23 protein-coding genes are annotated in these 23,348 nt (G+C 64.5%); 17 read left to right on the top strand and 6 right to left on the bottom strand.

Annotation, left to right across the window (positions count from 1 at the left end; genetic code table 11):
* Window positions 1–61: 61 nt before the first annotated feature.
* A complete protein-coding gene (locus IE053_RS06945) occupies window positions 62–517 on the bottom strand; it encodes a DUF3576 domain-containing protein (RefSeq protein ID WP_189573788.1) in 456 nt (151 codons plus the stop codon).
* Between the two features lie 195 nt (window positions 518–712).
* Here IE053_RS06945 and IE053_RS06950 point away from each other — a divergent pair, with 195 nt between their 5' ends.
* Window positions 713–1,942: a porin gene (locus IE053_RS06950; RefSeq protein WP_189573791.1), complete on the top strand. Its 1,230-nt coding sequence runs from the start codon at window positions 713–715 to the stop codon at window positions 1,940–1,942.
* Here the strand turns inward: IE053_RS06950 and IE053_RS06955 are convergent.
* The gene (locus IE053_RS06955; RefSeq protein WP_189573793.1) at window positions 1,939–2,544 is read right to left on the bottom strand and encodes a thiamine phosphate synthase; all 606 of its coding nucleotides are present in this window, start codon (window positions 2,542–2,544) and stop codon (window positions 1,939–1,941) included. The two genes, IE053_RS06950 and IE053_RS06955, sit on opposite strands and share 4 nt — an antisense overlap.
* A 10-nt stretch (window positions 2,545–2,554) precedes the next feature.
* Here IE053_RS06955 and IE053_RS06960 point away from each other — a divergent pair, with 10 nt between their 5' ends.
* Window positions 2,555–3,238 carry a YggS family pyridoxal phosphate-dependent enzyme gene (locus tag IE053_RS06960; RefSeq protein WP_189573795.1) on the top strand — a complete coding sequence of 228 codons (684 nt, stop codon included), beginning with the start codon at window positions 2,555–2,557 and terminating at the stop codon, window positions 3,236–3,238.
* A 231-nt stretch (window positions 3,239–3,469) separates the two neighbouring features.
* A complete protein-coding gene (locus tag IE053_RS06965; protein ID WP_189573797.1) occupies window positions 3,470–4,186 on the top strand; it encodes a response regulator transcription factor in 717 nt (238 codons plus the stop codon).
* On the opposite strand, the gene IE053_RS06970 is transcribed toward IE053_RS06965, so the two are convergent.
* Both IE053_RS06970 and IE053_RS06975 read right to left on the bottom strand, forming a co-directional pair.
* Window positions 4,183–5,304 (bottom strand): hypothetical protein, encoded by a 1,122-nt coding sequence (locus IE053_RS06970; protein ID WP_189573799.1) that lies wholly within the window; start codon window positions 5,302–5,304, stop codon window positions 4,183–4,185. The genes IE053_RS06965 and IE053_RS06970 overlap by 4 nt on opposite strands.
* Before the next feature lie 31 nt (window positions 5,305–5,335).
* On the bottom strand, window positions 5,336–6,904 hold the full coding sequence (locus IE053_RS06975; protein WP_229786091.1) for a mechanosensitive ion channel family protein: 1,569 nt from the start codon (window positions 6,902–6,904) through the stop codon (window positions 5,336–5,338).
* A gap of 180 nt (window positions 6,905–7,084) precedes the next feature.
* On the opposite strand from IE053_RS06975, the gene IE053_RS06980 reads away from it, so the two are divergent.
* The 12 genes from IE053_RS06980 (at window position 7,085) to trmB (ending at window position 20,499) form a co-directional block, all read left to right on the top strand.
* Window positions 7,085–7,816: a TspO-related membrane protein gene (locus tag IE053_RS06980; protein WP_189573801.1), complete on the top strand. Its 732-nt coding sequence runs from the start codon at window positions 7,085–7,087 to the stop codon at window positions 7,814–7,816.
* Between the two features lie 53 nt (window positions 7,817–7,869).
* Window positions 7,870–9,216 carry a tRNA (N6-isopentenyl adenosine(37)-C2)-methylthiotransferase MiaB gene (gene miaB / locus IE053_RS06985; RefSeq protein WP_189573803.1) on the top strand — a complete coding sequence of 449 codons (1,347 nt, stop codon included), beginning with the start codon at window positions 7,870–7,872 and terminating at the stop codon, window positions 9,214–9,216.
* Window positions 9,213–10,178, top strand: a complete 966-nt coding sequence (locus IE053_RS06990; RefSeq protein WP_189573805.1) for a PhoH family protein — start codon at window positions 9,213–9,215, stop codon at window positions 10,176–10,178. The genes miaB and IE053_RS06990 overlap by 4 nt, the downstream gene beginning before the upstream one ends.
* Window positions 10,179–10,242: 64 nt before the next feature.
* Window positions 10,243–11,190, top strand: a complete 948-nt coding sequence (locus IE053_RS06995) for an oxidoreductase (protein ID WP_189573807.1) — start codon at window positions 10,243–10,245, stop codon at window positions 11,188–11,190.
* A gap of 39 nt (window positions 11,191–11,229) precedes the next feature.
* Complete coding sequence (gene ybeY, locus IE053_RS07000; protein WP_229786092.1) at window positions 11,230–11,715, top strand: rRNA maturation RNase YbeY; 486 nt, start codon at window positions 11,230–11,232, stop codon at window positions 11,713–11,715.
* Window positions 11,716–11,717: 2 nt separating this feature from the next.
* Window positions 11,718–12,653 (top strand): hemolysin family protein, encoded by a 936-nt coding sequence (locus IE053_RS07005; RefSeq protein WP_189573810.1) that lies wholly within the window; start codon window positions 11,718–11,720, stop codon window positions 12,651–12,653.
* Window positions 12,650–14,329 carry an apolipoprotein N-acyltransferase gene (gene lnt, locus IE053_RS07010; protein ID WP_189573813.1) on the top strand — a complete coding sequence of 560 codons (1,680 nt, stop codon included), beginning with the start codon at window positions 12,650–12,652 and terminating at the stop codon, window positions 14,327–14,329. Before IE053_RS07005 ends, lnt begins: the two co-directional genes overlap by 4 nt.
* Window positions 14,277–14,738: a helix-turn-helix domain-containing protein gene (locus IE053_RS07015; protein WP_229786093.1), complete on the top strand. Its 462-nt coding sequence runs from the start codon at window positions 14,277–14,279 to the stop codon at window positions 14,736–14,738. The genes lnt and IE053_RS07015 overlap by 53 nt, the downstream gene beginning before the upstream one ends.
* Window positions 14,739–14,824: 86 nt before the next feature.
* Complete coding sequence (gene putA, locus IE053_RS07020) at window positions 14,825–17,944, top strand: bifunctional proline dehydrogenase/L-glutamate gamma-semialdehyde dehydrogenase PutA (protein ID WP_189573815.1); 3,120 nt, start codon at window positions 14,825–14,827, stop codon at window positions 17,942–17,944.
* 78 nt (window positions 17,945–18,022) lie between these two features.
* Window positions 18,023–18,388 (top strand): DMT family protein, encoded by a 366-nt coding sequence (locus IE053_RS07025; protein WP_189573819.1) that lies wholly within the window; start codon window positions 18,023–18,025, stop codon window positions 18,386–18,388.
* 145 nt (window positions 18,389–18,533) lie between these two features.
* Window positions 18,534–19,700 (top strand): methionine adenosyltransferase, encoded by a 1,167-nt coding sequence (metK, locus tag IE053_RS07030; RefSeq protein ID WP_189573821.1) that lies wholly within the window; start codon window positions 18,534–18,536, stop codon window positions 19,698–19,700.
* 79 nt (window positions 19,701–19,779) lie between these two features.
* Entirely contained in the window at window positions 19,780–20,499 is a 720-nt protein-coding gene (gene trmB / locus IE053_RS07035; RefSeq protein WP_189573824.1) for a tRNA (guanosine(46)-N7)-methyltransferase TrmB, read from the top strand.
* Here the strand turns inward: trmB and IE053_RS07040 are convergent.
* Entirely contained in the window at window positions 20,471–21,346 is an 876-nt protein-coding gene (locus IE053_RS07040; protein ID WP_189573827.1) for a sulfotransferase family protein, read from the bottom strand. The two genes, trmB and IE053_RS07040, sit on opposite strands and share 29 nt — an antisense overlap.
* Entirely contained in the window at window positions 21,343–22,302 is a 960-nt protein-coding gene (locus tag IE053_RS07045; protein WP_189573829.1) for a glycosyltransferase family 2 protein, read from the bottom strand. The genes IE053_RS07040 and IE053_RS07045 overlap by 4 nt, the downstream gene beginning before the upstream one ends.
* Before the next feature lie 141 nt (window positions 22,303–22,443).
* Between IE053_RS07045 and rimP the strand changes: the two genes are divergently transcribed.
* The gene (gene rimP, locus IE053_RS07050) at window positions 22,444–23,004 is read left to right on the top strand and encodes a ribosome maturation factor RimP (RefSeq protein WP_189573831.1); all 561 of its coding nucleotides are present in this window, start codon (window positions 22,444–22,446) and stop codon (window positions 23,002–23,004) included.
* 113 nt (window positions 23,005–23,117) lie between these two features.
* The gene (locus tag IE053_RS07055) at window positions 23,118–23,339 is read left to right on the top strand and encodes a hypothetical protein (protein ID WP_189574860.1); all 222 of its coding nucleotides are present in this window, start codon (window positions 23,118–23,120) and stop codon (window positions 23,337–23,339) included.
* Window positions 23,340–23,348: the final 9 nt, after the last annotated feature.

A 23,348-nucleotide genomic window follows, 5' to 3' on the forward strand; every position in this document is an offset into this window, starting at 1 on the left:
CGGCCGGTTCAGCATAAGGTAAACGGAGGCGAAGGAAAGCGCGGGACTCCCGCGCGTCCCACTAGCTGACGGCGTTGAGACGGAGCTCGCGCGCCCGCGTCAGGATCGCGTTCTCGAACTCGCGCGCCGTGTTCGGATTGATGGCCGCATCGAGCCACTGCCCGGTCTGCGCGTCGCGGATCTGGCGGAAAACGCGGACCTTCAGGGCATCGGCGCGCAAGGCGGAATCGAGGATCAGGACGTTGGCCCGGAAACGCTCGTTCGGCGCCTGCTGGCTGGCGAACCAGTCCGTGATGATGACGCCGGCCACCGGGTCGGCGGACTGCAGCGGCATGAAGTCGATCGTCTCCAGCGAAGCGGTCCACAGGTAGCGGTTCACCGTCGTCGCCATCGGCGCGTTGGCAGAGGCGCCGACATTGAGCCGCTGGGTGTTGCCTGAATCCGCGCAGGCGGCGAGCACCGCCGCGAATGCTGCCGTGCCAAAAATCTTGATCAGACGTCCCGTCTCAGTGCCCACACTCGATACCTTTGCGTTTTGAGGCCGGATAGCACCCCGCCGCGGCCTTTCAAACCCCTGAGAACCCCTATGGTTGCAGGGAAGACGCACCCGGCCTGAAAAATCGGACAAGACCGTGAGGACGCGGGCAAATTCGCTTCCCCTCGCCTATTTGATGGGCCAAGGTCGGGAACGACCAAGGAGGAAAGTCCCATCGTGCGTGCGCTTCTTGCCACTGCGGCTTTGCTGGCTGCACCCACTGCTTGGGCGCAGGACGAGGCTGTCGTGGTTGAAGGCGACGCGGTTCTGACCGCCGGCGCGACCGACGACAACGTCGAAGCCGATCTCGACGCGCGCCTCACGGTGACCGGCACCACCACGCTTTCCGGTTTCGAGCTCGGCGCTTCCGCTGGCATTCGCCTCGACGGCGACCAGCCCGACAGGCGGGCCGCCGGTGGCCGTTACACCTCACTCACTTCAGGCGGATTGCGCGGTTTCGGTCCCGAAACCAACAGCGACATCTTTCTCGACAGGGCCTATCTCTTCGCCCGCGGCGGCTTTGGCAGCGTTCATGTCGGCGCCCATGAGGGGGCAGCCGCCCGCCTCGCCGTCACCTCGCCGAACATCTTCCGTGCGCTGGGCGTCAATGACTGGCGGGCCGACCCGACCGGGATGAACGACGTCAACACGGTCAACGACTTCTCCGGCAACGCGCCGAAGATCACTTATATGCCGCCTCCGGGTTTTCTCGGCGGGCTGATCGGCAACCTGCAGCTCGGCGTGTCCTACGCGCCGTCCTTCGATACCTGTGGCGACAACCGCTGCGCACCCCTTGACGGCTTCACCCTCGACCCGAGCGGGAACGTCGTCCTGCAGGACCAGCGCTGGCGCGATGTTTCCGAAGCGGCCCTTTACTACCAGAACGGCTTTTCGATGGGCGGCGACCGTCTCGTCCTGGGCCTCGGTGCAAGCTTCGTCCGGGCCGAGGAAGAGCAGTCGACCTTCGCGACGGTCCAGAACGACTTCCTCGACGATTACGAAGCCCTCGCCCTCGGGCTCAACCTTGCCTATGGCGACCTGACCATCGGCGGTTCCGTGAAGTCGACCAACACCGGCCTCGATTCCGGCACTGTCGGGCCGAGCGACTATCTCGCCTTCGACGCTGGCCTCACCTACACGGCCGGCGACTGGAAGATGATGCTTGGCTACGGCAAGGCCGACGCCGAGCGAGATGCCAGCCTGCTGATCGGCCCGACCAACAGCGTCAACGTCCCCTTCGCCCTCGACCGGCGGACCCAGACCGCCCAGGCCGGTGTGGCCTATGTCCTGGGCCGCGGCGTCACCCTGGGCGCGGCCGCGCAATATGTGGACAGCGACAAGCCCGACATGCTCGGCGGCGATGAGGACACGGCCGCGGTCATGATCGAAAGCTCGATCCGCTTCTAGATATCCGTTCCGGCAGCGAAAGCGTCGATGGCTCCGAAGCCCTGAAACGGCGTGCCTTCCAGCTCCGCCGCCCGTACCTCATTCATTCCGCCGAGCGCGAAAAGCGGCAGCGGCGAAGCCTGTGCCAGCGCCACGGCGCGCTCCCGGCCAAGGGGCTCCCGGCCCGGATGGCTTCGCGTGCCATGGATCGGAGACAGGAACCCGGCATCGGCGCCCGCCATGATCGCCGCGACGATCTCGTCCTCGTCATGGGTCGGCATGGTGACGATCCCCTCGCCCTCCGGGTAGGCGTGGCAGCCATCGGCCCCCGCCAGAACGCCCCGCGCCATCAGGAACAGGTGCCCACGGCCCTGGACCGTCTTGCGCACGCGCTCCGCGAGCGCGATCCGTTCCTCCGCCTCGAGATGGTCATGCCGGAAGATGACCGCGATGGGGGGAATGCCTTCGGGCAGGGCTGAAGCGAGCTCTTCCAGCGGGGGCAGCCGGTCGGCATCGGAGAACAGCGCCAGCGCGAAGGGCAGGCCGCAAGGCTTGGCGCTCGCCTGCCTCATCCGCCATGCTGCGTCGCTCAGGGCGATGACACGTTCGGAAAAGTCTGCCACGGGCTCTCGCATGGACACTGAGACCCTGATCCGCAACCGAAACGATGTCCTTGAAGCCATCGCCAAGGCCGCAGAGGAAGCGGGCCGGAAGGCGAGTGACGTTACGCTGACGGCCGTTTCCAAAACCTTCCCTGCAGAAACCATCCTGCCGCTCCTCGAAGCGGGGCATCGCGTCTTCGGCGAGAACCGGGTGCAAGAAGCGCAGGCCAAATGGCCCAAGCTGCGCGAGCGCTTCCCCGATCTCGAACTGCGCCTCATCGGTCCGCTCCAGTCGAACAAGGCGAAGGACGCCGTCGCGCTCTTCGACGTGATCGAGACCGTTGATCGTCCGAAGATCGTTCGTGTCCTGGCCGAGGAGATGGAGCGCCAGGGCCGCAAGCTGCCTGTCTTCGTGCAGGTGAACACCGGTGAAGAACCCCAGAAAGCGGGCGTCGTGCCTGCCGAAGCCCAAGCCTTCGTCACGGCCTGCCGCGAGGAACATGGCCTCGATGTTGTCGGCCTGATGGCCATTCCTCCTGTGGGAGACGTTCCGGCACCGCATTTCGCCCTTCTGAAACGGCTCGCCGACCGTCTCGGGCTGCCGCGGCTCAGCATGGGCATGTCGTCAGACTATCTCGACGCAGTCAGCCTCGGCGCGACAGAGGTCCGCGTCGGCTCGGGCATCTTCGGCGCACGGGAACAGCGAGACGGCTGAGCTCACGCATCGGCGAGCCTTGTCGCTGGCCAAGCGGCTCCAACTGCCGTGAGTTCTGGCAGGAAGGCTGAAATTCCATCACAACGGTTTGGAACTCTTGAGAAAGATTGAGCGTTTGCAGGATCAACAATTGGTGATCCGTCCAGGAAAGCCGCGGCGCTCGCGACGATCGCAAACGCGCCACCGCATGGGTTCAGGGAAAGTCCCCTTGAGGGGTAGCGAGGAAGAGAAATGGCGAGAGCTGCCAAGGTGTTGCTGGTCGAGGACGACGAACTGCTCGTCGGGGCGCTGACCGAACAGTTCAGCCGACATAGCGAGTTCCAGCTCAGCACGGCTGGGACGGGCGAAGAGGCGATCAACAGGCTGAGCGAGGAACAGCACATTGACCTCGTGCTCCTCGACATCGGACTTCCCGACATGGACGGTCGCGATGCCTGCAAGAAGCTCCGGGACAATGGCTTCAAGTCGCCGATCATCATGCTGACCGGCAATGACGGTGATGACGATGTCATCACCGGCCTTGATGCTGGCGCCAATGACTATGTCACCAAGCCGTTCAAGTTCGCCGTCCTCTTGGCCCGGCTGCGAGCCCATCTGCGCAGCCATGAACAGTCCGAGGACGCCGTCTTCAAGATCGGCCCTTACGAGTTCAAGCCTGCGGTCAAGATGCTGGTCGATGGCGAAGGCCGGAAGATCAAGCTGACCGAGAAGGAAAGTTCAATCCTCAAATATCTCTACCGCGCCGGTGGCCAGCCGGTCAGCCGTGACGTCCTCCTCAACGAGGTGTGGGGTTACAATTCAGGCGTCACGACCCACACGCTGGAAACCCATGTCTACCGGCTGCGCCAGAAGATCGAGCCGAAGCCGGGCGAGAACACGCTGCTGCTTACCGAGAGCGGCGGCTACCGCCTTGCCCTCGAGGACAACGCCCTGAGCACGGCAGGCTAGACAACGAACCAGCCCATGAGCGCGAGCACCAATAGCGCCAGGCATGAGACCGCGAGGATCCGTGCCTGACGACGCAAAGCCGCATGGCGTTCGCGCAGTCTTTCATTCTGGCGCTTCAGCCTTCGAAGGGCCTGTGCATCCAGCTGGCCCTGGACCAGCTGCGAAGCAATCGACGCCAGCGCCCGGCGGTCTTCAATGACCCGTCGACGTTCCCCCACGGTCTGCCGGGCCACGGGCTTGACGGTGATTCCGAAATGCTCCTCGAGGAACTTCCTGTCCGTATGCCACGTTTTGAGGACACGATCCTGCTCGTCGGTCGTCAGCATGAACGGTGATCCGTCAACGGACAGGAAGGCCTTGAAATCGCCGTGGAAGCGAGGCCCTTCCTCGCCAATATTCTCGCGATACGGAACGGCCTCGTTGAGGGTTGCGAGAAGCAGCGCGCCCTCTTCGGTCAGGGTCTCGTTACGGCGCCCATCGCCTAGCCGCCGGGCCGTGTCGGCCGGCACGCCTAGCTCTCGAGCGAGTGCCTTCACCAAGCCATCCTCGCTCGCGACGAGGTCTTCGAATCGAAGGACCGAGACTGCGTCCCTGCCGGCGACCTCGAGCAGCGGCTCGAGACGTCGTCTCACGCCTTGCTGCAGCCCCGCAATCCCTGGATCGGAGAACGCGCGACCGCCCTTGAGCGTCTGCTGCACGCTGCTCGTCGCCCAGGAGACAGGCTCGCGCACAACCGCCACAAATTCCATGGCGCTGGCATTCGGCCCGAAGAACTCGGTGAACCGGCGCCATTCCTCCGCGCCGAAGCGTGAAAGGTCCTCGCCTGAAACCACGATATGCGCGTCTTCCGGGGCCGTCTCGAGGATGTTACCCCATGCTGCGAAACACTCCGCGCGGTAGGCTTCCAACGCACCGCCACTCCGGCCACGGACGACATTCGGCAGATATGTATCAGGCTGCTCTCCGAACATGGTGTAGAGGTCTTCGGAGTGATTGGCCCTCCGGTCCGGGTAGATGATTCCCGCCTCGGCAAGCATCCCACGGGCCTGCCACAGGGCATATTGCAGCGCCGTGGTCCCGGTCTTGTGAATGCCGATATGAACGGAAATTGTCGGCATACAGCCTTAACCCCACATGGGATGACGCGCGCTACACGCCAGTGTCCTGCCCGGCGTCCGGAAACAGCGGCACGTCTGAAGAGCGAATGTGAAGATCGCGTTGCGGGAACGGGATCTCGATATTCTCCGCAGCAAGCCCTTCCCAGATCTTGAAGTAGATTTCCGAACGGACATTCGCGATGCCATTGGGCGGATCGACGATCCAGAACCTCAGGTCGAAGTTCACGGAGTTATCGCCGAACTCCATGAGGTTGCAAACGGGCTTCGGGGTCTCCTGGACCCGCGGCTGGCTGAGCGCGGCTTCGATCGCGATCTTTTGGACCAGGCGCAGGTCCTTCGTGCCATAGGCGACCCCGAAGGGCGCGTGGCACCGGACATTCCTGTCATTATGGGACCAGTTGATGACCCCGCCCTCGATAAACTGGGAATTCGGGATCAGGTGCTCGGTACCGTCGCGTGTACGGATCGACACGTAGCGCGACTTCATCTCGGTGATCCAGCCGAAGGTGTCGCCGATCTCGATCGTGTCCCCCGGCTTGATCGATTTGTCCGCAAGCAGGGTGAACCCGGCCAGGAAATTCCCGATGATCTTCTGGAGGCCAAGACCGATGCCGAGGCCAACGGCGCCCGAGAAGATCGCAAGGCTCGCGAGATTGAAGCCGATGATCTGCAGCGCAAGGATCAGCGCGATGACCGGCGTGATGAAATTGATGACCTTGGCGATCAGCGCCTTGAGCGACGGGTTGATCTCGTCGGTCTGTTGCACCTGGTTGACAATGACCGAAGAGAACAGCCGCGCGAGCTGGAAGAACACGGCGAAGATGATCGCGGCCCGCAAAACGTCATAGAGCGTCAGCTCGACAGCGCCCCGGTCCTCCGTGGCCGGTGAGATGACGAGGCTGACCGCTCGCATCCAGTCGAAGACGTCGCCCAGCACGCCAAACGCGTCGAGCGCCGCGATCGGCCAGGCGACATAGAATGCGACTTTCGACCAGAAGGGCGAGCGGATCGCGAGGGTCACCAGCCGGACGACGATCCACGCGGCGAGGAGGGACTGGGCCGCGTCCACGAACTGGTCCGGCATGTCCAGTCCGTCGCTAAGGATCGCCGCGAACAGGGTGAGCGCGAGAAATGCCGCGATCGGCGTGGCCAGCGTCGCCACGGCGTCCGCGACGCGTTGGGGGAGACCGGCAGGCAGTCGTTTCTGCAGGTGACGCTTGATGAAATCCTTGAGCCGTGGCCCGAACATCACCGCCGGGATCAGCGCCCCGAAGACGAGCGCGAGCTGGACCGCCGAATGGACCGTCAGCAGTTCCGTGCGCGACCACAGGACGAAGTCCCCGATCCAGCGTTGGACCATCCCGACATCGACGAGCTCGGCAAGCGCCGAGCCATCCTCGGTCGCCTCCTGTGCCCGCTGGACGGCACGGTCAGCGGCGTCATTGGCGGCATCGACCACACTTATGCTGTCTTGGTCTGCCCCGGCCGAGGTTTCCTGCATGGCCTCCGCAGTGTCTTCAGGCTTCTGCTCGGGAACCGGAGGCAGGCTTTCGCCCTCCGGGCCCTGGTTTTCGTTGTCGCTGGGCTGCTGGTCCTGCACGGGGCCACCTCAATCACATCAGAACTCCGGCACGTAGAGGTTTCTCACGCTTAGGCCAAACAGTCGGCTGCTCGACGTCGTCGGGCTGCAAGAAGAATCCCATGACGGACGCTGCACCGGCTGCCGGAAGCCGCACCGGCAACGGTGGCGGCCTGATCCGAAAGGGCTATATCGCCGGCCATGCACTGGATACGTTCCGCTCTTTTGATGATCGCCGCCTTCGCCCAGGTGGCTGCCGGTATTGCGCCACAACTCTTCGGCGTCGAGGGCTCGGTCGCCGAAGCGGTCGAGCCTTGGTTGACGCCCCTTGTCCCGGCTGGATGGGCGTTTTCGATCTGGGGGCTTCTCTATCTTGGCTGCTTCGGCGTCGCGATCTGGCATGCCTTCCGGATCGCAGACCCGGTCGCGTCCCGCGTTGGCTGGTTCGCCATCTTAGCCTTTTCGGGGAACACGGCGTTCGCTCTTTACCAGCCGAGCGCCGGGCCAGACCTCGTCAGCTTCGTGATCCTCGAGATCGTGCTGGTGTCCAGCTTCCTCGCCGCGATGACCAACAGGGCCGATCCAGCACCGCAGGCTTCGGACCGCTTCGTCACCGGGGCGCTCCTCGCGCTTGCAGGCTGGGTGACCGTCGCGACCCCGGCCGGGCTGTCGACCGCCCTTAACTACGCAGGCGTTTCCAGTCTCACCGAACCCGGTAGCCTTCCCCTTCTTCTCATTCTCTTCGGATGGGCGCCTGTTGCCCTCGCGCTGGCATGGGTGGCGCGAGCATGGATCTACATCCTTCCCATCCTCTGGGGCATCGTCGGCGTCGCTATGCGCAGCATCGACGCCACCCAGTTCGCGATCGGCTCCCTCGCCCTCGGCACGGCCTTCATCGGTGTCACCGCCATGGCCAAGGCGCGCGCGACATAACCGTCACCTGAGGGGGCCATGACAGCCCCAGCCTCATCGGCTATGGCCCGCCAGTGAGCACGACTGAGAAAACCCCGGAAAAGAAGCGCGTCCATGTGAAGACATGGGGCTGTCAGATGAACGTCTATGACAGCGAGCGCATGACAGGCCTCCTGAAGCCCCTTGGTTACGAAACCACGGAGACGCCGGAGGAGGCCGACCTCGTCATCCTCAACACCTGCCACATCCGCGAGAAGGCGGCGGAGAAGGTCTATTCCGAGCTTGGCCGCCTGAAGGACGTCAAGGCCCGCGGCGGCACCATCGCGGTCGCCGGCTGCGTGGCGCAGGCCGAAGGCGCCGAGATTCAGGCCCGCGCGCCGCAGGTCGATTTCGTCATCGGCCCCCAGAGCTACCACAAGCTGCCTGAAATCATCGCGAAGACAGCGCGGGGCACTGGAGAAAATCTTTATACGGAATTCGACGTCGATGAGAAATTCGACGCGCTCGAAGAGGGTCGTCAGGCGGAAGGCTACTCCGCCTTCGTCACGGTGCAGGAAGGCTGCGACAAGTTCTGCACCTTTTGCGTCGTCCCCTACACCCGCGGCGCCGAAGTCAGCCGCAACGCCGATGCCGTTACGCTGGAGGTCCGCCAGCTCGCCCAGCAGGGCGTGCGCGAGATCACCCTCCTCGGCCAGAACGTCAACGCCTGGCACGGTGCTCCGCCAGTCGGTGCGAGCGGCGAGGCATGGGGTCTCGGCGAGCTTGTCCGGCACCTGGCCAGGATCGACGGCATCGACCGTATCCGCTTCACGACCTCGCATCCGAAGGACATGGACGACGGCCTCATCGCCGCTTTCGGCGAAGAGCCGAAATTGATGCCCTATCTCCACCTGCCTGTGCAGGCCGGGAACGACCGTGTGCTGAAGGCCATGAACCGCGCGCACACGGCCGAGAGCTACCTTCGCCAGATTGAAGCCGTGCGCGCCGTCCGTCCTGACATCGCGATCTCGGGCGACATGATCGTCGGCTTTCCCGGCGAGGATGACGCCGCGTTCGAGGATACGATGGCCCTCGTCCGTGAGGTGGGTTACGCCAGCTGCTTCAGCTTCAAATATTCCCGCCGCCCCGGCACGCCCGGCGCAGCCATGCCGAAACAGGTGCCCGAGGACGTCAAATCCGAGCGTCTCCAACGCCTGCAAGCCCTCCTCAACGAGCAGCGCCACGCCTTCGACCGGGCGCAGGTCGGCAGGACCCTCGACATCCTGTTCGAGAAACCGGGCCGCCTCGACGGCCAGCTCCTCGGCAAGTCGCCCTACCTTCAGTCCGTGCACGTCATCGCGCCGGAGAGCCTGCTCGGCCAGATCGTACCGATACGGATCGAAGAGGCTGGCCCCAACAGCCTCCGCGGGGTGCTGGTTTGAACGAAGAAACCCTCGTCTTTGACGACGCCACCCTCGTCCGCGATCTCTGCGGCCCGACCGATGCCCACCTTGTTCTTATCGAGAATGCCCTCGGTGTGCGGATCGACGCCAAGTCGAATGAAGTCACCATCCGCGGCAGCGACCATGCCCGCGCGCAGGCCCGGACCGTGGTCGAGCAGCTGGCCTCCCGACTCGAGAGCAACCTGCCCCTGACCGCTGCAGACGTCGAAGGCCTCCTGCGGATCGAGCGCGCGCCGATTCCAAAGAAGACCAAGCAGGATACGGGCAACCGCTCGCTGGTCCTCCCCCGGCGGACCATCGCCCCGCGGTCGGCCACCCAGGGCCAGTTCATGAGCCAGCTCGCCAGCGACGAGCTCGTCTTCGGCGTCGGGCCTGCGGGTACGGGCAAGACCTATCTCGCCGTTGCCAACGCAGCATCCATGCTGGTCTCGGGCCAGGTCGAGCGGGTCATCCTCTCACGCCCCGCCGTCGAAGCGGGCGAGCGCATCGGCTTCCTGCCCGGCGACATGAAGGAGAAGGTCGATCCCTATCTCCGCCCGCTTTACGACGCCCTCTACGATGTGCTGCACACGGACTTTGTCGACCGCAAGCTCGCGGCGGGCGAAATCGAGATTGCGCCCCTTGCCTTCATGCGCGGCCGCACGCTGTCCCGTGCCGCGATCATCCTTGACGAGGCCCAGAATGCCTCGATCCAGCAGATGAAGATGTTCCTCACCCGCCTCGGCGAGAATTCACGCATGGCGATCACGGGCGATCCGACCCAGACGGACCTTCCCGATCCGCGCCAGTCGGGCCTTGCCGATGCCCTCAGTCTGCTGACCAAGATCGAAGGGGTCTCCGTTACCCGCTTCACCGGAGAGGACGTGGTCCGCCACCGGCTCGTGGGCGAGATCGTTCGCGCCTATGACGCCCGTGACACGATGAAGGTCCCCGGCGCCTGACTGCGTGCCGGGGTTGCGGCCCACAGCACAAAGGCGGAGCCTCCGCGAAAACGGAGAATCCCCCATGGCTGACCAGCAACCCCTCGCCGTTCCCTGGGACCGCAAGCCCGAACCCGACGAGGTGATGGGCTCCGCCGACTTGGGTGGCAAGCGCGCCATCGTGACCGGCGGCTATTCCGGCATCGGGTTCGAAACCGTCAAGGCCCTCGCCGCGCGCGGGATGCACATCATTGTCCCTGCAAGAAGCCGTCAGAAGGCGGAGGATGCCCTGAGGGCCTTCGATAACGTGACGGTGGCGGACATGGACCTTGCCGACCTTGCCTCCGTCCGGAAGTTTGCACGCGATTTCGGGGACCGGCCTCTCGATCTCCTCATCAACAATGCGGGGATCATGGTGCCGCCGCTCGAGCGTGTCGGGCCGGGATGGGAAAGCCAGTTCGGCATCAACCACATGGGCCATTTCCTCCTGACGAAGGAACTCCTGCCTTCGCTGCGCAAGGCGGACAGTCCCCGCGTCGTCGCGCTTTCCTCGCTCGCCCACCGCATCTCGCCCATCCGCTGGGATGACCCGCAGTTCGAAAATACCACCTATGAGAAATGGGTGGCCTACGGACAGTCCAAGACCGCCAACGCGCTCTTCGCCAGCGCCCTCGATTCCCGCGAAGACGGCATCCTCGCCTTCTCGGTGCATCCCGGCGGCATCATGACCGATCTCCAGCGCCACATGACGAAAGAGGAGCAGGTTGCCCGTGGCTGGCTCAACGAGGACGGCTCCATGCCCGAAGCCGTGAAGGCCTTCTTCAAGACCCCGGCCCAGGGGGCCTCGACGACCCTCTGGTGCGCCACCTCCGAAATGCTCGAAGGCCATGGCGGGGTTTACTGCGAGGACTGCAACATCGCAGCGCTCGTTCCCGATGACGACGAGGGTTTCTTCGGTGTCAGGAGCTGGGCCTGCTCTGACGAGGAAGCGGCAAGGCTCTGGGACTTTTCCGAGGGGCTTCTCGCAAGCTGACCCTATCCTCGCGTGCCTGGCCGTGGCATAGGCGCGCGCGTGAGTATCGACATCATCATCGCCGACAAAGCATGGGAGAACCTTGGGCCGGAGGCCCTTGCGGAACGCTGCCTCGAGGCGGTCAGGCTGGAGACTGCCGACCCCGCCCTCGCGAGGTCTGTCTCCGCCCTCTTCACCTCCGACGAGGAGGTCCAGGCCCTCAACGCCGAATGGCGCGGCAAGGACAAGGCCACCAACGTTCTCTCGTTCCCAGCCGAGGAGATTCCCGGATTACCGGACGAAGCCCAGCCTCTGGGCGATCTTGCGCTGGCCTCTGGTGTATGTGCCCGCGAAGCGACGGAAAAAGGCATCGCCCTTGGCGATCATGCAGCGCACCTGATCGTTCATGGTCTTTTGCATCTCCTCGGCTATGATCATATCGGCGAGGACGAGGCCGAGGTCATGGAGGACCTCGAACGGCGCGTGCTCGCGCGACTGGGTATCGGCGATCCCTATGCCGAGACGCCCGGCCATCGATGGAGTTGACCATGCCCGACGGCTCTGAGCCGTCTCAGTTCGCCGCTCCTGCGGCGCTGCCCGACGACGCCCCCAAGGGGCAGACCGAAGAACCCCGATCTTCTGACACCGATCAGCGCGGCTTCCGCCTGAGCGGCCTGTTCCGCCGCCGGAACGGCAATGGGAACGGCAGCACGATCGACCCGACCAACGGGCGCGAGCGCGACCTGTCGGCTTCGGAGAAAGCGATGATCGAGCGGGTCGTTGCCCTCGAAAGCATCCGTGTCGGCGATGTCGCCATCCCCCGTGCCGACATCATTGCCATCGAGGTGGAGAGTTCGATCAGTGAAGCCCTGATCACCTTCGCCGAGGCCGGGCACTCACGCCTGCCGGTCTACCGCGGCGATCTCGATGATCCCGTCGGCTTCATCCACATCAAGGACATCGTCGCCGTCGTGGCCAAGGACCTGCCCGCCGAAGAGCAGCCGCCCCTCGACGCCCTGATCCGCAAGCTTCTCTATGCGCCGCCATCCATGCCGGTAGCGGACCTCCTCCTGCGCATGCAGGCCCAACGGATCCACATGGCGCTCGTGATCGACGAGTTCGGCGGCACTGATGGCCTCGTCACCATCGAGGACCTGATCGAAGAGATCGTCGGTGACATTCGCGACGAGCATGACGACGCTGAAGAAATGCTCCTGCAGCAAACCCCGGGCGGGCGTTGGGACTGCGATGCCCGCGTCGAACTCGCAGACCTCGCGGAGCGCCTGGGCGTCGACCTGAGGCTCGATGACGAGGACGCTGACACCCTTGGCGGTCTCGTTTTCAGTCTCGCGGGCCGCGTTCCGCTGCGCGGCGAGGTGATCCCCCACCCTGCAGGCCATGAGTTCGAGCTCGCGGAGGCGGATCCTCGCCGCGTGCATCGGGTCCTCATCCGTCTCGCTCCCGGAACCCATTCCGAGGCGTGAAGGGGATCAGACAAGCGTTGGCGGGGCTGTCCGAGATTTCCGCCCTCACAGGCTGGCGCCGTTTCGCCGTGGCCGCAGGGTTCGGCGGGCTCAGCGCCCTCGCCTTCGCGCCTTTGCGGTTCTGGCCGCTCCTCGCCATCGGCCTCTCCGGGCTGGCGCTCCTGCTTGAAGGCTCCCTGTCCCAGGCAAAGCCGAAATGGAGCGCGTTCGTCACCGGGCTCGCCTTCGGCACTCTCTATTTCGCACTCAGCATGTTCTGGCTGGCCAACGCCTTTCTCGTGCAGGCGGATGCCTTTGGCTGGATGATTCCGATCGTCCTGCCGCTGTTCTTCGCTTTCCTCGGCCTGTTCTTCGCGGGGGCGAGCGTTGTTCACGTCTGGATCAGGCAGCGGGTGCCCCTCGACGGACCGGCAGCATTGCTGCCGCTGGTGATCGGGCTTGCCGGCTTCGAATGGCTCCGCGGCCATATTCTCACCGGGCTGCCGTGGAACCTGTTTGCGCAGTCCGTGGCTGGGAGCACCCTGCTTCTCCAGCCCTTGGCCGCGATCGGACCCTATGGCTACGGGCTTGTCCTTCTGATCCTCTACCTCTCCCCTGCAGCGGCGATGCTGCACCCCGCCCAGGCCAGGCGGGTCGGGCTCGGTGCCGGAGCCCTCGCTTCGGTCATCGTCGGTTTCGGGGCTATCCGCCTCGCGCTCCTCCCGCCGACGCTCCGTGATGACGTGCGCACGGTCATCGTGCAGCCGAATGTGGCCCAGCGCGACAAGCTCGATGCCCAGAAGCGGGTCCAGGCCCTGCGCCGGTCCCTCGAAATGACCGTGCGGGCCGCCTCGGAGGCCCCGTCCGGCGTCACGCAATACGCCGTCTGGCCGGAAAACGCCTATCCCCTGCTCAGCCGCATCCCCGACTTCAGCCCGATCCTGAGCGAGCAGATGCCGCCGGAAAGCTATCTCGTTTCGGGAACGATCCGTTCGGTCGAGGAAGGCTACACCAACGGACTCGAAGTCTACGGCCCCGCAGGGGCAGGCGCGCCAATGGTCGCGACCTATGACAAGCACCATCTCGTCCCCTTCGGTGAGACCCTTCCCTTCTACGGCGCCCTCAAGGCCCTCGGCCTTGCGACCCTCAGCCCGGTTGGCGATGGCGGCTTCATTCCCGGCCAGGGTCCCACACGTCTCGAGCTAGGCCCCGCGCCCTTCGCGCCGCTGATCTGCTACGAGGATATCTTCCCCGGAGAGCTCTATCCCCGCGGGGAGAGACCCGAATGGCTGACGGTCGTCACCAATGACGCCTGGTTCGGCGATAATGCAGGGCCGATGCAGCACCTCGACATTGCCCGTATGCGCGCGGTGGAGACGGGACTGCCCGTGGCCCGCTCGGCCAATACAGGCATTTCGGCGCTGATTGATGCTGAAGGGCGCATCCTGCACAGCCTGCCGCTTTACGAACCCGGTGTTATCACGGCCAAACTGCCGGTCGCCCGTCCCCCAACCCTTTATTCACGTAGCGGAGACTTGATCTTTTTCGCGACGTTAAGCTTTATCACGTTGATGGTTGTCCGAGGGACGCTGCAAGGCAGGATTGCAAAGGGCAACCTAGGCGAGCCGCAGGGAAGCAAAACACGTGGAAAAGAAATCCGCAGCGCCGGAGAACAAGCGCGCACCACACCCGATTGACGTCCATGTCGGGAGCCGGGTCCGCCTGCGCCGCATGATGCAGGGCATCAGTCAGGACAAGCTGGGCGAAGAACTCGGCCTGACCTTCCAGCAGATCCAGAAATACGAAAAGGGCGTCAACCGGATCGGCGCGAGCCGCCTTTACAAAATCGCCCGCATTCTCGATGTCCCCGTCCAGTTCTTCTACGACGATTATGGAGATGGCCCCGAAACGCTGATCGGCTTTGCCGAGACCCAGCGTAACCTTGGTGGCCCGGAGAAGGACGATCGCGCCGATTTCCTCGCGACGCTTTCGACCCCGGAAGGGATGCAGCTCTGCCGCGCCTTCGCCAAGATCAAGGACTATCAGGTCCGGCGCCGGGTCCTCGACCTCGTGAAAACACTGGGCGAGGAAGCCGAGAACGCCTGACCCGCAAGTTCACGACGACTTCGGAAGACAAAAGCTTCGAGACCTCCTAGGGCTGGCCCAACGCCGTCATCCCCCAGGAGGTCAGCATGCTCGATTTTCGACCCCATAACCTAGGATTTTCGGAACCTTATGCCGAGGCCGACGAGACCGTCGTCCCGCGCCTCATGCTGGCTGCCGCCAGCGCCGACAGGGTTCACGGCAAGGCTGCCAGGACTGCTGGCCAGCTGATCGAGGGCATTCGCAAGCGGACCCGCGGCGGCGCCAATCTCGATGCCTTCCTCCGCGAATACGGGCTTTCGACCAAGGAGGGCCTCGCCCTCATGGTCATGGCCGAAGCGCTCCTGCGCGTCCCGGACGCCGCGACTCAGGACCGGCTGATCGAGGACAAGATCGCCGCCGGCGACTGGGTCCAGAACGACAAGAAATCCGACTCGATGTTCGTGGCCGCGGCGGCCTGGGGCCTCGGCCTGACCAACCGGGTCATCCGGCCGGGGGAGACGCCGCAGAACACGCTCCAGAACCTCGTCAAACGCCTCGGCATGCCGACGGTGCGCATGGGCGTGCGTCAGGCGATGGGTTATCTCGGGCACCAGTTCGTCCTTGGCCAGACGATCGAGGAAGCCCTCAAGCGCGCCAAGAAGGAAGAGCGCGACGGCTATCGCTTCTCCTATGACATGCTGGGCGAGGGTGCGCGGACGGTTGCCGACGCCGACCGCTATTTCAAAGCCTATCACGACGCCATCGAAGCGATCGGCAAGGCCGATACAAAGAACAGCGGCCCGAAGAGCCGCGGCATCTCGGTGAAGCTCTCGGCTCTCAATCCGAACTACCATCCCCGCCATTGGGACGAGGCGGTCGCAGACCTGGCGCCGAAGCTTTTCGAACTTGCCCGCGCCGCCAGGGCCCATGACCTCAACATGACCGTCGATGCCGAAGAGGCCGAACGCCTCGAAATGTCCCTCGACATCATCCGGCGGGTGTATACGGATGACAGCCTGCGCGGCTGGGGCGGGTTCGGCCTCGCCGTGCAGGCCTACCAGAAACGCGCCATGGCGGTCTGCAACTGGGCCGCCGACCTCGCAGAAGAGATGAACGGCCATATGATGGTCCGCCTCGTCAAGGGCGCTTACTGGGATACGGAGATCAAGGTCGCACAGACCCAGGGCATCCAGGACTTTCCCGTCTTTACACGGAAGGCTGCGACCGATCTTTCCTATATCGCGTGCGCATCCAGGCTCCTCGACGTCGCGCCGCGCGTCTACCCGCAGTTTGCGACCCACAACGCCCTTACTTGCGCGACCATCATCGAAATGGCCCACGCCAAGAACTCGCCCAAGGACTTTGAATTCCAGCGCCTCCACGGCATGGGCGAAAGCCTCTACGAGCAGATTTCCGAGCAGGGCCTGATGACCGATCGCGGCGCGGAGAAATATCCGTGCAGGATCTATGCGCCGGTCGGCGGGCACCGCGACCTTCTCGCCTATCTCGTCCGTAGGCTGCTGGAGAACGGCGCCAATAGCTCCTTCGTGGCGCAGGTCCATGACGACACGGTTTCGGACGACCGGCTGCTCGAGCAGCCCAAGGCCCGCCTCGAGCGCCTTGGCGGGTTCCGCCACGCGTCGATCCTGCGCCCGCCGCAGATTTTCGGGGACCGGCTGAACTCCTCGGGCATCGCCTTTGGCGACAGCATGGCGCTGGCCGAACTCTTGGAGGGCATGAAGCAGGCAGACCTTGGCAAGCCGGAGCTCGCCTCGGTCATCGGTGGCCGGGCGGTCGCAGGCCCGCAGCGCCGCGACCTGACCAGCCCCGTCAACCGCGGAGCGATCGCCACCGTCGCGGAAGGCGACGAAGCCATCGCCGCGCAGGCTGTCGATGCGGCGGCGGAAGGCTTCGAAGAGTGGAATGACACCCCGGTCGAAGCCCGCGCCCTCGCCCTCGAACGGGCCGCCGACCTGATCGAGGTGAACCGCAACCGCCTGATGGCGATCCTCGCCAAGGAAGCGGGCAAGAACCTCGAGGACGGCATTGCCGAAATCCGCGAGGCGGTCGATTTCTGCCGCTACTACGCCAAGGAAGCCCGCCGCCATTTCGTCCCCCAGCCCCTGCCTGGCCCTGTGGGCGAAGAGAACCAACTCCGGCTCGAAGGCCGCGGTGTCTTTGCCGCCATCGCCCCGTGGAACTTCCCCCTCGCAATCTTCATGGGTCAGGTCACGGCGGCCCTCGCTGCGGGCAATTCCGTAGTAGCGAAGCCAGCGGAGCAAACACCGTGGATCGCGGCGGAAGCGGTCAGCATCCTGCACGAAGCAGGCGTTCCGGCCTCGGCCTGCCAACTGCTTCTCGGTGACGGCGCGGTCGGCAAGGCCATGCTGGACCATGACAGGATTGCCGGCGTCGTCTTCACTGGCTCGACCCAGACCGCAAAGCTGATCCAGCGTCAGCTCGCGGACAAACCGGGGCCGATCCTTCCCCTGATCGCCGAGACCGGCGGCGTCAACGCCATGGTTGTCGATGCGACAGCCCTGCCCGAGCAGGTCACTGACGACGTCGTTGCCTCGGCCTTCCAGTCAGCCGGCCAGCGCTGTTCCGCCCTCCGGGTGCTGTATATCCAGGAAGACGTGGCGGACGGCATCATCGAAATGATCAAAGGCCGTGCACAGACGATGACGATGGGCGACCCCGCCCTGCCGACCACCGACATTGGCCCGATCATCGACGAAGAGGCCCGCGCGAAACTAGAGGACTATGCGAAAAGCCGCAAAGGCCTCGTCTGGAAGGGGGACCCGCCTGAGGGCGGCACGTTCTTCGCGCCGCACATCTTCGAACTCGCTCCTGATGAAATCCTGATGGAGGAGCATTTCGGCCCCGTCCTCCACATCAAGCGCTTCAAGGCGGGTGCCCTCGACAAGGTCCTGGAGGAGGTCAGGTCCACCGGATACGGACTGACCTTCGGCATCCACACGCGGATCACCGATGTCGCCCAGCGACTGGCGGAGGCCGCGCCCGCCGGCAATGTCTACGTCAACCGCAACCAGATCGGCGCCGTTGTCGGCTCGCAGCCTTTCGGCGGGATGGGCCTCTCGGGCACCGGACCAAAGGCAGGAGGGCCGCACTACCTCCTCCGCTTCGCCGAGGAGCGCGTGATCTCCACCAACACGGCGGCTGCGGGCGGCAACGCCTCGCTCATCGCCATGACGGACGCGGAGTAGTCGAGCCTCGCATAGTCCCTCCGGGGGAACCGATGCCGCGCAGCCCTGTTGGGCGTCGCGCCCCGTCTTCTCCTCGGAATGTCCTCGATACCCGACCTCCAAACTCTCGTTCGCTTTCTGGCGCCGCCAGTCATGCTGCTGTTCTCCAACATCTTCATGACGGCGGCGTGGTACGGACATCTGCGCTTCAAACATGTGCCGCTGATTCTGGTGATCCTCATCAGCTGGTCGATTGCCCTCATCGAATATTCGATCGCCGTCCCGGCCAACAGGATCGGTAGCGAGGTCTACCAACCCGCACAGCTCAAGACGATCCAGGAGGTCGTCACCCTCGCGGTGTTCGTGGTCTTCGCGCATTACTGGCTCGGCGCACCGATCACATGGCAGCACCTGGTCGGCTTCGCCTTCATCGCGATTGGCGCCGCCTTTGTCTTCAGCGGCTGATCGCCGCCGGGCCGACGGAGGCCTGCACGCAAGGCGCGATCGCTGAATCCGGCCGGGCTCCTCCCAGCGCAGAAGAGAACCCTTGCCCTCACCCCCGGGGAAGGACATAAGGCTTTCTTTATATCGTGATCGAGAGAGCCTGCCCGTGACCCGTCAGAACTACCTCTTCACCTCGGAATCCGTGTCAGAAGGCCACCCGGACAAGGTTTCCGACCGCATCTCCGACGCCATTGTCGACCTTCACCTGTCGAAGCAGGCCGAGGCGCGCGTCGCGGTCGAGACCCTGACGACCACCAACCGCGTCGTCCTGGCAGGCGAGACCCGCTGCGAGCCGAAGGTCGAGGCCGAGGAAATGATCGAGACGGCCCGTCGCTGCATCAGGGAGATCGGCTACGAGCAGGACGGCTTCCACTGGCGGGACACGACGATCGAATGCCACGTCCACGGACAGTCGGCAGAGATCGCCCAGGGCGTGGATGCCGGCGAGGACAAGGATGAAGGCGCTGGCGACCAAGGCATCATGTTCGGCTTCGCCACCGACGAAACCGAAAACCTGATGCCGGCACCGATCGCCTTCAGCCACGCCATCGTCAGCGCGCTGGCCGCTGCCCGCCACGCGGGCGAGCGCAAGGAATTCCTGCCTGACGCGAAGAGCCAGGTGACCGTGAAATACGAGGGTGGCCGCCCCGTCGGCACCACGTCGGTCGTCGTCTCGACCCAGCACATTGACGGCCTCAGCCAGTCCGACGTCAGGGAACTCGTCCGTCCTTACGTCGAGAAGGCCCTTCCCGAAGGCTGGATGCCGCCGGAGGAAGAGTTCTACGTGAACCCCACCGGCAAGTTCGTGATCGGGGGACCGGATGGCGACGCAGGGCTTACTGGCCGCAAGATCATCGTCGACACCTATGGCGGTGCGGCTCCGCATGGCGGCGGCGCGTTCTCGGGCAAGGACCCGACAAAGGTGGACCGCTCGGCCGCCTATGCCAGCCGCTACCTCGCCAAGAACGTCGTGGCCGCGGGCCTTGCCAAGCGATGCCTGATCCAAGTCAGCTACGCCATCGGCATCGCCAAGCCGCTGTCCCTCTATGTCGACTTCCAGGGCACGGGCGAGGTCGACGAGAAACAGCTCGAGAACAAGCTCCTCGACATCATGGACCTGACCCCGCGCGGCATCCGCACCCATCTGGGCCTCAACAGGCCGATCTATGAGCGCACCGCTGCCTACGGACATTTCGGCCGCACGCCCGACGCCGATGGCGGCTTCTCATGGGAGAAGACCGACCTTGTGGACGAACTCAAACGCGCCTTCTGATTTCGGCGTCATCCCCCAGGCAAAGCCCGCCGTCCGGCGGGCTTTTCTTTTGCGCGCCCTTTGGCGTAGACGCCCGTCGATGCCCGACAACACCAACCGCCCGAAGTCTGACCTCCACGGCCGCGCCGATGGCCGCCTGTTCGGTCGCCGCCAGGACAAGGCCCTCAAGCCCCGTCAGGCGCGGCTGGTCGAGAGCCTGCTGCCCAAGGTGTCCTTCGACGCATCCGACATCGCCGCTCGCATCAAGGTCCATGACGGCCCGGTCTTCTTCGAGATCGGCTTCGGTGGCGGAGAACACCTTGCCTGGCAGGCCGAGGCCCATCCGGAAGCTCTCTGCTTCGGCGCGGAGCCATTCATCAACGGCGTCGCCAAGCTCCTTGTGCTGATCGAGGAAAAACTGCTCGAGAACGTCAAGGTACTGGAAGGTGACGCCCGGCCCGCCCTCGAAGCGGTGCCCGACGGTTCTCTCGACAAGCTCTTCCTACTCCAGCCCGACCCCTGGCCGAAAAAACGCCACCACAAGCGCCGCATGGTCAGCCAGCATTTCTTCGGAGAGGCCGCCCGCGCACTTCGTCCGGGTGGGGAGCTTCGTATCAGCTCGGACATCGCGGATTACATCCGCTGGACCCTGATGCACTGGCAAGTATTCGAACGGGACGGCAAAGGCGGCTTCGACTGGATGGCCGAAGGCCATACCGACTGGAAAACGTCACCCGACGACCTGCCCAAGACCCGCTACATGGCCAAGGGTGAAGCCGCGGGCCGGCCGGTTACCTATCTGCGGTTCCGCCGCCGCTGAGCTGCCGCGAGAGCATCCGCTCGCGGAAGTTCTCCGGGCTGAGGTCCGTCATGCCGAAACGTGCGCCGAAGGCGGCGATGTCTTCACGCACCTGATCGGCAAGGAAGGCCTTGGCATCATCCGAGAGCTCGAGCCGGGGCATCTGGCGACGCTCGCGCACCCATGTCCGAAGCCGCTTGGGGACGAGGGCCCGCCTCAGGAAAGTTGCCACCGGGCTTTCGACGAGGAGGCCGTGCAGCGGCAGCCTGCGTGACCTGTCCGCCCCGACATTCTGGTCGCCCGTGTGCTCCGCCCACTCGCCCGAGGCACCAAGGAAGCTCAGCACACGGCGAAATTCCCCATAGGGATCGGCTTCCAGCCGTTCGAGCGACACGACCAGGACCTGGTCTCCGGGGTAATGCTCGAGCCATTTCTGCAGCTGGGTCTCGTAGCGGCTGTAATGCCAGAGCGGCGCATGACTCCGCGCGATGGCCTCGAGGTCATGTCCCTCGACCTCGCGCATGGTCCAGTGGTGGCGGAGCTGCGACAGCGCTCTCTTCACCGGGTCCCGCACCATGTAGATGAGTTTCGCCTCGGGGGCATAGGCGCGCAGGCGTTCCGCGGCCTTCGGATGCACGGGCCACTTGGCGTAATGCGTGCTGGCCTCGCCAAGAAGGTCGCCATCCTTCGCGGACTCGAAAAGATCAGAGTACCACTCAAGCCCTTTTGCGAACGTCTCCTCGTCCGAGAAGAAATTCGGCTCCTTCGGCTCGGTCATGAAGATGCCGTCCTGCGCGCCAAGCTGCGCGGCAAGCGTCGAGGTTCCGCACTTCATGCCGCCAATGATGACGTAGTCAGGCCGTTTCACAACGGTTCCCCCTTCAGCGTCGGGACCATGCAACGCTTCCAAAACGTCCCCTCACGGACAGTCCCGGGCGGCGGAGCCTTGCCGACAAGCCGCCTGAGCGCGATGCCCAGCATCTTCGCCCCGCCAGCAAGAAGCGCATAGCCGCGCCCGTGATGTCGGACGAAATAGCGCCGCCAGCTGTCATACCAATAAGGCGGCAGGTCGCCCTGCCGCGCGGCGCCGCCGATCAGGCCCGTCGACTGGCCGCCGATATGGACATAGCGCGCCGTTGGCACATGCAAGACGTCCCAGCCCAGCGCCTTCAACTGTTGGCAGTAGTCGGTCTCCTCGAAATAAAGGAAATAGCCCTCATCGAAGAGCGGCACCTCGTCCAGCGCCTCCCGGCGGATCAGGAAGCACGACCCCGAAACCCAGTCGCACTTTACCGGATCGGTACCCTCCGCATGCACTTCGTTCTGGACCCAGTCGTCCGGCAGCACTTTCGACATCAGGGGCAGCAGCGCGATCTCACGCTTGAGAGTGGGAAAACGGTAGGCGCAAGGAGCGAGGCTGCCGTCCTCGCGCAGCGCCCTGCCGCCAAATCCTCCAGCATCCGGATGGGTGTCGGCAGCTTTCACGAGCTCGGCGATACCGCCCTCCGGCATCCGCGTATCAGGGTTCAGGAGGAGAACGAAGTCAGGCATCTCCTCACGCGCATAGATCGCGCGGAAGCCGACATTGTTTCCCGCCGCGAAACCCCCATTCACGTCCGAGACGATCAGTTCCGTCCGCTCCCCCGCCCCTTGCGCCTCAATGCCCTGCGCCAGCACCGTCGCGCTGTCATCGCCCGAGCCGTTCTCCACCACGATGATGTCGAGCCGGCCCACACCCTGCTTCTCCGCCGTCAGCCCCGGCAGGTTTTCCAGGACAAGGCCCGCCGACCGGTAATTCACGATCAGGACGGTGATATGGTGCATTCGGGGCTCGCCTTCGGGACTTACAGAACTTAATCAACACAAGCGGGGTGACAGAAGACGCTGGGCGTCCTACATCGCCTTTACAGTTTTCGATACGCTTCGGAAGCGGCCCCGCGGGGCCGCTTTTTTGTTGACCAGACCATGACGCCTTACGAAACCCAGTTGAAGGAACTCCTCACCCCGGTCATCGAGACCGCGGGGTTCGAACTCGTGCGCCTGCGCATGACGGGCTCGAAGCAGAAGACCTTGCAGATCATGGCAGAGCGGCCGGACGGCACCATGTCCGCCGAGGACTGCGCCGAGCTTTCCCGCGCCATGTCGCAGGTCCTCGAAGAGAGCGATCCGATCGAGGACGCCTACACGCTGGAGGTTTCCTCCCCCGGCATTGACCGCCCCCTGACCCGTCTCAAGGATTTCGAGCGCTGGGAAGGCTTCGCCGCCAAGATCGAGCTGACCCAGGCGGTCGAGAACCAGAAGCGCTTCCGCGGCCACCTCGCCGGCATCGAGGATGACAATGTCTGCTTCGACATCGAGGGCGAGGACGACACCGCGCTGATCCCCTTCTCCCTCATCGCCAGCGCCAAGCTGCTGATGACCGACGAGCTGATCGCCGAAAGCCTCCGCCGCTCGAAGACGGCGCTGAAGGAAGGCGACGCCGAGTGGGAGCCCAACCGCGACGGGCCGAGGACGAACAAGATCTGATGATGCGTGTCACCCGATCCTTTCACTGTCATTCCGGGGACGGCAAAGCCGGAGCCCGGAATCCAAACGGAGCACTGTGTGGGTCCCGGACAAGCGCTTTCGCGCTTTCCGGGATGACAGCGCTTCTGGTGGGATGCGGCGAAACAGACACATGCCTCGACGATGGCGGAGTCTGGGATGCCGAGACCGAGCAGTGCTTCTGCTCCTACACGCAACGCGGCACCTACGACGACGAGCCGTCCACTGAAAAAATCGAATGGCGCGACTGGTGCGCCGACAAATCCAATCTCGAAAGCATTCGGACGAGCGCAACCCCGCCTCCGAGCACGGACTGAAGGAGAGAT

Source organism: Parvularcula lutaonensis (assembly GCF_014651915.1).
Lineage (GTDB): Bacteria > Pseudomonadota > Alphaproteobacteria > Caulobacterales > Parvularculaceae > Parvularcula > Parvularcula lutaonensis.

What these genes read in the sequence shown, in the direction of transcription:
- IE053_RS06965 (WP_189573797.1), top strand. Translation starts at nt 3,470, where the DNA reads ATGGCGAGAGCTGCCAAGGTGTTGCTGGTCGAGGACGACGAACTGCTC.
- IE053_RS06995 (WP_189573807.1), top strand. Translation starts at nt 10,243, where the DNA reads ATGGCTGACCAGCAACCCCTCGCCGTTCCCTGGGACCGCAAGCCCGAA.
- trmB (WP_189573824.1), top strand. Translation starts at nt 19,780, where the DNA reads ATGCCCGACAACACCAACCGCCCGAAGTCTGACCTCCACGGCCGCGCC.
- IE053_RS06980 (WP_189573801.1), top strand. Translation starts at nt 7,085, where the DNA reads ATGCACTGGATACGTTCCGCTCTTTTGATGATCGCCGCCTTCGCCCAG.
- IE053_RS07025 (WP_189573819.1), top strand. Translation starts at nt 18,023, where the DNA reads ATGTCCTCGATACCCGACCTCCAAACTCTCGTTCGCTTTCTGGCGCCG.
- rimP (WP_189573831.1), top strand. Translation starts at nt 22,444, where the DNA reads ATGACGCCTTACGAAACCCAGTTGAAGGAACTCCTCACCCCGGTCATC.
- IE053_RS07045 (WP_189573829.1), bottom strand. Translation starts at nt 22,302, where the DNA reads ATGCACCATATCACCGTCCTGATCGTGAATTACCGGTCGGCGGGCCTT.
- IE053_RS07055 (WP_189574860.1), top strand. Translation starts at nt 23,118, where the DNA reads ATGACAGCGCTTCTGGTGGGATGCGGCGAAACAGACACATGCCTCGAC.
- IE053_RS07005 (WP_189573810.1), top strand. Translation starts at nt 11,718, where the DNA reads ATGCCCGACGGCTCTGAGCCGTCTCAGTTCGCCGCTCCTGCGGCGCTG.
- IE053_RS06970 (WP_189573799.1), bottom strand. Translation starts at nt 5,304, where the DNA reads ATGCCGACAATTTCCGTTCATATCGGCATTCACAAGACCGGGACCACG.
- putA (WP_189573815.1), top strand. Translation starts at nt 14,825, where the DNA reads ATGCTCGATTTTCGACCCCATAACCTAGGATTTTCGGAACCTTATGCC.
- IE053_RS06960 (WP_189573795.1), top strand. Translation starts at nt 2,555, where the DNA reads ATGGACACTGAGACCCTGATCCGCAACCGAAACGATGTCCTTGAAGCC.